This window comes from Janthinobacterium sp. AD80, from assembly GCF_002878455.1.
In the GTDB taxonomy this organism is placed as follows: Bacteria; Pseudomonadota; Gammaproteobacteria; order Burkholderiales; family Burkholderiaceae_D; genus Janthinobacterium.
Map to the genome: position 1 here is coordinate 1 of NZ_NRDQ01000360.1, position 9,259 is coordinate 9,259.

Consider the following 9,259-nt stretch of genomic DNA (forward strand, 5'->3'; position numbering starts at 1 on the left):
AACGCGCCGCGCCGCGCCGCCGCGCGCGGCGTGCCCATCGATGGCTACCAGCACCTGACGGTGGTGCAGATCCGCGACAAGCTCGATGGCCTGTCCGCCGCCCAGCTGGAGCAGGTACGGGCCTATGAGGCGGCGCACAAGAAGCGCAAGGGCATGCTGGCGGCGCTGGACGGGTAAGGACACAAGGTGGGGGATGCAGTGGTGGGGCCAGCGGTGGGCAAGCTGGTCAAGTCCGGTCAAGCCGGGTGAGTTGGGCTGGCCGGTGAGTTGGGCGGGCCAGCCGTAAGCGGCCAGTTGGGACCGATAGCTGGCTTGCGGCTTATCTGCCGGCTTGCCGCTTGCGTGCGGCGTGTTGCCAGACCTGCCGCATTTCTTGTCGCGTTACTATGACATGCAGCATGCGAGGCGATGCTCAGCGAATGGCCGTGATTGCCTTATTGCGTGCGCAGATAGGCCAGCAAATCAGCGACTTGCTGCGTGTTGCCGATGCCCCAGAAGCGCATATTGTTGCCGGGAATGAAATCGCTGGGGGCTTTGAGGAAGGCTGCCAGGTTTTGTTCGGTCCACACGATATTCGCGTTTTTCATGGCAGTCGAGTATCGGTAGTCGCTCGTGGTGCCTGCCTTGCGGCCGATCACGCCCGTTAGCTTGGGGCCGAAGCCGGCCCGCGCCGATGGGCCCACCTGGTGGCAGGAGGCGCACTTGTAAAACGCTGCCTTGCCCGCTACCGCATTGCCTTTCAGGGAGGAAGCTGCAGCGCCAGCCACTGGCGCTGCAGCGGCTTGCACGCTGCCGCTTTGAGCCAGCAGTATGGCGCAAGCAGCAATGGTGCAAGAAGAGCGGAAATTGGACATGAAAGTCATAGGTGAGGCAATATTGCTATGCGTGGCTGGGGATGGCACATTTTACAGCTTGGTGTCAAAAGCTGCGCGCCAGCACGGATGGTGAAGACCTGCCTGACGGCATACACGACAGTCAGACATGCAGACCTGCTGATGGCAGGCGCCACTAGCTGCGCTGATGCAGCCTTGCCTCGCTGCTCGACATGTACCCATGCACGACTGCCAATGCCGCTAATGCCGAACCTGCATGACCGAAACGAACCTGCTAATCTTCCAACCTTCCAACCTTCCAACCTTCCAACCTCCCAACCGTCCAGTCGCTCGCCTTTAACGTTTGCCGCCTTGCGCCCCCAGCGCCGCCATGGCCGAGGCGAACACAATACAGCCGATGGCCAGCCACTGGGTCAGGCTCAGCATTTCCCCCAGCACGGCCATGGCGGCCAGCGCGCTGACGGCGGGCGCCGCGCTGCTGAACATGCCGAACACCCCTTGTGGCAAGCGGCGCAGGGCGAAGATTTCCAATGAATACGGCAGGGCACTGGACAGCATAGCAATCGCCAGGCCCAGCAGCGCAATCGATGGTGCCAGCAGGGCAGTGCCCGAATACGCCACGCCGATGGGCACGGTCACCAGCGCCGCCACCGTCATGCCCCAGGCAACGGCCTGGCCGCCCTGCAAACTGGACGCGCGCTTGCCGAAAATGATATACAGCGCCCAGCACAGTGCGGCACCGAGCGCGTATGCCACACCGACCGGGTCCAGGCTGCCCGGGCTGCCTTGCAAGGGCAGCAGCAAATACAGGCCAAACACGGCGCAGGCCACGGCCAGCAAGTCGCGCGGCCGGCGCGACGACAGCATGGCCACGGCCAGCGGCCCCGTCACCTCGATGGCCACCGCGATGCCGATCGGTATCAGCGCAAATGCGCGGTAAATCAGCAAGTTCATCAGTCCCAGCACGGAACCATAGACCAGCAGGTTCAGCACATCCTTGCGCGTCAGGCTGAAACGCCAGGGGCGGAAGATCGCCAGCAGGATCAAGGCCGAGAACCCCACGCGGTACGCCGTGATGCCCTCGACGCCAATGACGGGAAACAGGTTCTTCGCGATCGCCGCCCCCAGGTTGACGGAAATCTGTCCTCCCAGTACGGCCAGGGAAGGGAGCAGGATGCTGTCGGGGAGGGGGGAGGTCGAGGCGGGGGAGGTCATGGGGCGCTATTCTAATATGCCTGAGGCAGGCAGTCGCTGGCAGATTGGAAACGGCGACGCAATTCGGAGACTTTTCCTCCATTCCGGCGGAGATGGCCGCTGGATTGTTAACCAGACGCGCGATCGGCGGTACCGGATTTCAGGGGCAGCAGCGTGGATCGTATAAAGCGGCCATGAGAAGCAGACATTCCGGTGCGCAGCTTAAAATCAGGAAGTAGATGTTGCATCACCATGGCATATTATCTGGCGTTGTATTTCTTTCATATGTATTTATTTTCTTCACGCATTTTGAATATGACTTTCTCTTTCTGCAGGCGATCAGACAATGCCATTGACCATGCCGGCCTTGTTTTTATTAACCGTACAGAGGGGATTGTGCGAAAATAAAAATGAATAAATCATATGATTACTTCAATTGCATCCGCCTTGTTGCGAAATGTTCATTTGATTAATTCTTTAGTAATTATTTTTTCGTAATGGCTGGCGAGCATCGTCAGTTCATCGATTTTTTCTTAAATATGATAATCAAAATGATTTTATGGTACTTCCTCAAGGTATGCCGGCATCGATGCTGTCGCTTTCCTGATGCAACCGCGAGGTAATTATTTATTCACAAACCTTGTTGTAAAAAATAAAAAATAATAAACCCGTGCTGCCGACATGAGTGGGCAAGGACTTCAGCGCGGCCACGGCGGCAAGATACGCCATGGGACGCTACGCCACCAACAGCATCAGCAATCACGACCTGCTGTATGTGCTGAGCTCGAAGATCATCGGCCGCGACATGCGCCAGCTGTTCTGGATGTATGGCATCGCCTTGAGCAGCGACGCGCAAAACTCCGTCGCCGACCTGGGCCTGCCGCTGGCGCCGCGCAGCTTTTATGCGCTGCCGGCCGGCAAGCATAACCAGCTGGCCACCGGCAAGTGGGTCGACCTGGAAAGCGCCACGCCCGCCGGGCCGTTCTGAGCGCTGCACCACGCTGGCTCTGCCGCGCTACGTGGAGGAGCGGCGGGCTGCTACACTCGCGCAGGGGCCGCTCAGGTCCCTGCAGACAATGTTAATGAGGAGCAGTAGCGCATGGGTATTTTCAGTATCGGCGGCACCAATTTTGCGGTGGATGCGATGAAGTCGCGCATCGGGCTCGATGCGCTGGGCAATGGCATGCTGGAGGTTAACATCGATATTCATGGCGATGACGATCTGTTCATGCGCCGGATGGAGGCGGAAGAGGAGGAGGGAGAGGAAGACGGGGAATGGTCGTGGGCACTCTATCCACCCGTGTTTTTCCTGCACGGCCTGCGCGTGCCGGAAGGCCTGCCGGGAGAGGCCGTCACCGGGCCACTTGGCAAGCACCTCGATGCCGCTGAATCCGGCATCTACATGATGGAGCACGGCGACCTGTCGCTGGTCGATATCGAGGAGCTGTCGGCACGGCGCCTGGCCGTGTCGGGCATGGTTGAGCTGTATGGCAAGCGGCTGCCTTTTCGTATTTCATACTGATAAGCGCCGCAGCGGGCGCAGCGCTTGACGGGCATGCGGGGACGGATCTGCCGGATCCGTCCCGTTCCTGCCGCCTTACTCCAGGTGCAAGGCCCTGGCCACATCCGACCACGCCACGTGCTTGAAGTTCTGCGGTCCATCGGGCAAGCGCTTGTAGCCGTCCTGTATCACCAGCATGCCTTGCGCATACGCGCCGCCCAGGTTGGCGGAGGTCACGTCCAGGCCATCCGTTTCCGAGGTGCCGTCGATGCCTGCCGGTAAATTGAAGCCTACCTTGAAGCGGCCGCGCACCTTGTACGGCGTTTGCGCGTCAAGCACCACGTAGCTGCTGTCGCCCTGGCTGGAGACGATCAGGTAGCCGGTGTTGGCCTTGGCGCCTGGCTGGCGGTAGATGGCCATGCCTTCCACGTCGGCTGCCAGGTGCTGGCCGACCGGCAAGACCATGGACAGGGCGTCCGGCCTGGCAGCGTCGGCGGACGTCGTCCAGACGCCGCGCGTTTCCTCGCCCAGGAACAATCTGCCGTTGACATCATCGGCCACGCAGCCTTCCGGTTGCGTGGCAACCTTGAAGCTGCGCAAGAGGGTGGCGCTGAACTTGTTGCCTTCCAGGCCGATGCTGTATTGCTGGAAAGTGCCGTCTTTGTCGTTGATGAACGCTTGCACGCCGCCGCTGGCCGGCTGATACAGGCACATGCCGTAGATGCTTTTCAGGCCCGTCGGAAAACGGCCCGCTTCGGCCACCACGCCATCGGCACTGATGGTAAACAGCATCATGCTGTTGTCATCGCGCTGGGTGGCCACTGCCAGGTCGGCCCTGCGGCCATTGAATGCGATATTCTGGCGCACGTCCACATTGTTCAAACGGCCCACTTCAAGCAGCTGGGTTTGCTTGCCTTGCAAGTCGTAGACCAATAAGCCCTGTTTCTTGTTGGTGCCCAGGATGCGCGCGTCGGCAGGGTTGCTGGACAACCAGATGGCCGGATCGTCGGCCGCGTCGCCCTGGCGCGCCATCGGTGCCGTCTGCGCCTGCGGCGCGATGATGGCGACAGGAGGCTGCGTTTCCGCCTTGCCATGCCACTTTAACGGCCGCGCCTGCCAACCGCTTTTGCCACGCAACATCAATGAATTGCCATCGAGCGCCAGCTGGCTGTCGCCCTTGCGCACATTCAAGGCGACAGCCTGCGGTGGCAGGGCCGTCCACTGACTGCCCTGATGCGTGTACAGGTGCAGCTTTTCCGCCTTGCCATCGAGCACGGCCACACCACCGGGCAGCACGGCCAGGGCGCCGGCGCCGCCATCCAGCTGGCCATAGGGCTTGCGCAGGGCCACTACTTCGCGCTTGCCCATGCCTTCGGCATCGGCGTCATACGCCCACACGCCCATGTTGGACTCGCTGACCAGCAGGCGCCGGGCGCCATCGTCGGCCCGGCAATGCTTGGCATGCGGCGGCAAGGCCAGCTTGCGCACCAGCTGGCGCTGCTCGCCGTGCATGACCCATTGTTCCGCTTGCCCATCCTTGCCGATCAAAAACAGATGATCGAGCTGCTGGGCGTCGCGGTACAAGCACGACGCTTCCACGGAAAATGTGGGCACGGGGAACGGCGCCAGCTTGAGCAGCTTGCCGGCCTGCACATCGACGGTCACGGGCAGCGGACGCTGAGTGTCGGCTTCCAGGAAGACGGCCAGCAGCGTGCCGCCCGCGACGCGGGTGTCAAGCTGCTTGGCGCGCACGGCGATGCGGTCCTGCTCCTGGCCGCTGGCGTTGAACAGGCGCAAGCCGTGTTTGTCCAGTGTCAGCCAGCCGCCGCCGGGCAGGCGCGCCAGTTCTTCCGCCTCCTGCGTGAAGGCAGGCGCGGCGGTGGAAGCAGCCGGGGCGGCGAGCGCCGCGCTGCTGAAGGAAAATGCGGCCAGCAAAGCGCTGCAGAGTACGGTTTTTTTCATAGTATTGACAATCATCATCAGAAGGCATTGGCTTTCAGGCTCACCTTGAAGGTGCGGCCGTATTGTTCGTTCTGCACGTTGTATTGCTTCCTGCCCTGGTAAACATAGTATTTCTCGTTGTTCAGGTTCGCCGCCTCGAACGTTAGCTGGAACTGCTTGCTGATCTGGTAGGACAGCGAGAAATCGAGCTGCTTCTGGCTGTCGACGATATGATCCTGGCTTTGGTCGAGGATGTCGCCGCCCATTTCCAGCAGATAAGGCGACTTGTAGTTGAGGGCCAGGCGGGCGCTGACTGGCCCCGTTTCATAGCCCAGCATCAAGTTCATCACCTGGTTCGACTGGCCCGGCAGGCGGATGTCGCGGCTCATCTGCTTGTTGCTGGCCTTGTCGAAGCGGCCGATCTGCGCGCGCGAGGTGCTCAGGGTGCCGTTCACGCCGACAAGGAACTTGTTGAATGGCGCCGGCAGCATGCGCAGCGGCTGCATGTAGGCTAGTTCGATGCCCTTGACTTTTGCCGCGTCGCCATTCGCATACGAGGTGGCCGAGGTGTAGCCCGCCCACGATCCCGTGCCGGCCAGGTTGGTCGTGTAGGTGAAATTCTTGATGTCCTTGTAGAAGCCGTACGCCGACATCACGCCATCGTTGCCCAGCACGCGTTCGATACCGAGGTCCAGGTTGTTCGCTTTCAGCGGCTTCAAGTCCGGGTTGCCGATGACGGCTTCCGTATTGCTGGCCAGGCTGATGCCCGGTGCCAGCTGGCTGAAGTTGGCGCGCACCACGGCTTGCGTCCAGGCGGCCCGCACGCTGGTCTTGTGGTCAAGGTCATAGCGGGTTTGCAGGTTCGGCAGCCAGTTGGTGTACGCACGTTCGCGCGTCAAGGGCGTGGCGGCACCGGCGCTGTCCACCTGCGAACCGGCCGCCTCGAAGCTGGTGCGCTCGGCGCGCACGCCGCCCAGGATATGCCAGGCGTCGAAGTCATAGCTGTTCTGCACATACATGGCGTTGATGTCTTCGTGCATGCGGTAATCGTTGATGATCGATTCCGTGGCCAGGCGCGCCTTGGCGCGGTCCAGGCCGGCAACCCGGGCGCGTATCAGTGCAGGGTCGAGCGCCACGCCGATGTTGCCCAGGTCGTAGTCGAGGGTGTGGCCCTGCACGAAATTTCGCATCGAGGTGGCGCCAGGCCCCCAGTAATTGCCGCTGCTGGCCTTGCTGCTGTTGTATGCCCATTGATCCGTGTCATTGGTCTTTTCGCGGCGGCTGACTTTGGCGCCGAATTTCAGGGTGGCGATGTCGAACTTGCGCGCCAGGTCGATGCGAGCATGGTGTTCATTGTCCTTCGAGTAGCGCTTTTGCAGGGTGATGGCGTTGAGCGCGTAGTTGGCCGGGTCGTACAGCGAAGCGGGGCCGCTCAGCTTGGGTTCCTGCGTATCCGTGAAGCTGATGCCCGTAAAGTTGCCGGTGCCGCGGAAACGGCCGTCGTTCAAGGATTCCGGCGTGTCTTCCGTGGCGCGGCTCATGCCGCCTTTCACGTCCAGGGTCCAGTCGCCCGATTTCTGCTGCGTGCCGAGAACCAGCGAGCGCACCTGCTGCGTGTATTTGCGCTGGCGGATGCGGCGCTCGGCGCGTGCCGTGCCGCTGTCTCCTTCGGCCAGGCTGCCGCCGGCGATATTGCTGATGGTCAGGCGGTCGCGCACTTCATTGTCGGAAAACTCGCTGAGGAAAGAGCGCAGGAACCAGCTGTTGCCCGCTTCCGGACGGTAGTCGAGATTGACGGCCAGCGCGCCGCGCTTGCGCACGGGCAGGTAATCGCGCAATTCCAGGCTCGACAATTTGCCCTTGCTCCAGGAACCGCCCGTTTCCACGTCGTCCGAACCGAACGAGCGCTTTTCCGCGCTCAGGCCGGCAGCCACGCCCAGTTTGCCATCGAGAAAGCGCTGGGCCCACAGGGCGCCGCCGCTGGGGCTGGTCTTGCCCGTTTTTTCGTCGTAGCTGGCGCCCACGTTGGCCGACAGCAGCTTGCCCGGCAAGTCGAAGGCGGACAGCGATTTCACCTCCACCGTGGCGCCCAGCGAGTTGGCGTCCATTTCCGGCAGCAGGGTCTTCGACACTTCCAGGGTGCGGATCAGGCCGGCAGGCAGGATGTCCAGCGCCACGGCGCGGCGGCCCGCTTCCGGCGACGGCACCAGCGCGCCATTGATGGTCACCGCATTCAGGTCCGGACCCAGGCCGCGCACCGTGATGTAGCGGCCTTCGCCCTGGTCGCGCTGCACGGACACGCCCGGCAAGCGGGCCAGCGCCTCGGCCGCGTTCTTATCCGGCAAGCCGCCGATATCGTCGCTGCTGATGACACTGATGATGTTGTCGGCTTTTTCTTGCGCCGCGATGGCGTTGCGCAGGCTGGCGCGCTGTCCGCTGATAACCACCGTGGCGGCCGGCTGGCCATCGTCCTGGACCTGGACTTGTGCCTGAGCCTGGCTGGCGCCGCTGAAGACGGCCATGATGCCGAGCGACAGGGCGGTCAGGCGCAGCGGGGAGGGAAAGGAAGTGTGCATGGTTTTCATGAAGAGCTCGGTTAGGGGGAAGGAACCGGGCGGATTCTAGGCAGCAAATATGACGGTTGCGTGACAGGCAAAGGCTTGTCGTCCTGAAAACAACGGCGGGCGGACTTTTTCCTGCCGGAAATGAAGGGCGGTGAGCTGAAATGACCTCTCGCCGCAGGGCGCATGGACAGGCGCCTGGTGCATTTGCTGCTTGTTGTGACGCAATGGTGAGCCGTTTGCACCTGCCGCGCGCCGCGCCGGCGTGTCATCGTGCCGTCATGGGCGGGCGCTATCGTGGCGGCAGCACCACTTTTAAAGGTTTCCCACATGCTGCCATTGCACCGTAACAGCCTGATTGCCGCCGCACTGGCGCTGCCCCTGTTTTTTTTGCTGTATGCCACCTTCGGGCAAGTGAAACCGTTCGCCATCTGGAAGTGGATGGACATCGTCTGCGAAGGCGGCACGGCCGTCATGGCCGGCGTGTGGTTTTTGTTTACCCTCAGCAGCCGTCCGCGCGGCCTGGTGACGAGCCTGATCGCCGGCGGCCTGTGCGCCATCATGCTGGGTTCCTGGGCCGATTGTCTGGACGAATTCTTTGCCGTCGACAAGCATGATGTCTGGGATAACTGGCTCGAAGCGCTGATCCCCTTTGGCATGCTGGTGCTGACCATCGGCATGTACTATTGGCGGCAAGAACAGTTCCGCCTGAACGAACACCTGCAAAAGCGCGAGCGCCTGTTCCGTGACCACCGCGCCTTCGACCGCATCACGCAGCTGGCCGACGCCAGTTATCTGCGCACGCAGATGCGCCTGGAACAGGAGCGCCGCCCCGGCCTCGATTGCGCGCTGGTCCTGCTCGACATCGACAGCTTCCATCTGATTAACCGCGAATACGGCCACCGCGAAGGCGACCGCGTGCTGCAGGCCGTCGGCCACATGCTGCTGCTGAACTTGCGCAATGACGACTTGCTGTGCCGCTATGCTGGCGACCGCTTTGCCGTGCTGATGCCGGGCGTCTCGCGCGAGGCGGCGGCTACGCATGCGCGCCACCTGTGCAGCATGGTGGGGCAGATGCGCCACCATGCGAACGACAACCGGGAAATCCGCCTGAGCCTGCGCCATGCCTGCGCGCTTACCGATGGCGTGCCGGAAGTGGTACTGGCCGAACTGAGCCGGGCGGTGGAAACCCCGCGCGCCGGTGCCGATGCCGGCGCCGCGCCGCGCAC

At 62.2% G+C, this 9,259-nt stretch carries 7 protein-coding genes; 3 read left to right on the forward strand and 4 right to left on the reverse strand.

The window, feature by feature from the left end:
* Positions 1 to 434: 434 nt before the first annotated feature.
* Both JaAD80_RS29530 and JaAD80_RS29540 read right to left on the reverse strand, forming a co-directional pair.
* A complete protein-coding gene (locus JaAD80_RS29530) occupies positions 435 to 788 on the reverse strand; it encodes a cytochrome c family protein (protein WP_258003265.1) in 354 nt (117 codons plus the stop codon).
* A gap of 381 nt (positions 789 to 1,169) precedes the next feature.
* Complete coding sequence (locus tag JaAD80_RS29540) at positions 1,170 to 2,048, reverse strand: EamA family transporter (RefSeq protein WP_180979672.1); 879 nt, start codon at positions 2,046 to 2,048, stop codon at positions 1,170 to 1,172.
* Between the two features lie 664 nt (positions 2,049 to 2,712).
* Between JaAD80_RS29540 and JaAD80_RS29545 the strand changes: the two genes are divergently transcribed.
* Together JaAD80_RS29545 and JaAD80_RS29550 are read left to right on the forward strand one after the other, a co-directional pair.
* On the forward strand, positions 2,713 to 3,015 hold the full coding sequence (locus JaAD80_RS29545) for a hypothetical protein (protein WP_180979673.1): 303 nt from the start codon (positions 2,713 to 2,715) through the stop codon (positions 3,013 to 3,015).
* Between the two features lie 111 nt (positions 3,016 to 3,126).
* Complete coding sequence (locus JaAD80_RS29550) at positions 3,127 to 3,549, forward strand: hypothetical protein (RefSeq protein ID WP_102299719.1); 423 nt, start codon at positions 3,127 to 3,129, stop codon at positions 3,547 to 3,549.
* A gap of 75 nt (positions 3,550 to 3,624) precedes the next feature.
* Here JaAD80_RS29550 and JaAD80_RS29555 read toward each other — a convergent pair whose 3' ends face one another.
* Positions 3,625 to 5,490 (reverse strand): phytase, encoded by a 1,866-nt coding sequence (locus JaAD80_RS29555; protein WP_102299727.1) that lies wholly within the window; start codon positions 5,488 to 5,490, stop codon positions 3,625 to 3,627.
* Between the two features lie 17 nt (positions 5,491 to 5,507).
* Entirely contained in the window at positions 5,508 to 8,054 is a 2,547-nt protein-coding gene (locus JaAD80_RS29560; protein ID WP_102299721.1) for a TonB-dependent receptor, read from the reverse strand.
* Between the two features lie 306 nt (positions 8,055 to 8,360).
* Here JaAD80_RS29560 and JaAD80_RS29565 point away from each other — a divergent pair.
* Positions 8,361 to 9,259: GGDEF domain-containing protein (locus JaAD80_RS29565; protein WP_102299722.1), on the forward strand; the 899-nt coding region annotated here is incomplete at its 3' end.

Coding starts and splice junctions, on each gene's coding strand:
- JaAD80_RS29540 (WP_180979672.1), bottom strand. CDS start 2,048: ATGACCTCCCCCGCCTCGACCTCCCCCCTCCCCGACAGCATCCTGCTC.
- JaAD80_RS29550 (WP_102299719.1), top strand. CDS start 3,127: ATGGGTATTTTCAGTATCGGCGGCACCAATTTTGCGGTGGATGCGATG.
- JaAD80_RS29555 (WP_102299727.1), bottom strand. CDS start 5,490: ATGAAAAAAACCGTACTCTGCAGCGCTTTGCTGGCCGCATTTTCCTTC.
- JaAD80_RS29560 (WP_102299721.1), bottom strand. CDS start 8,054: ATGAAAACCATGCACACTTCCTTTCCCTCCCCGCTGCGCCTGACCGCC.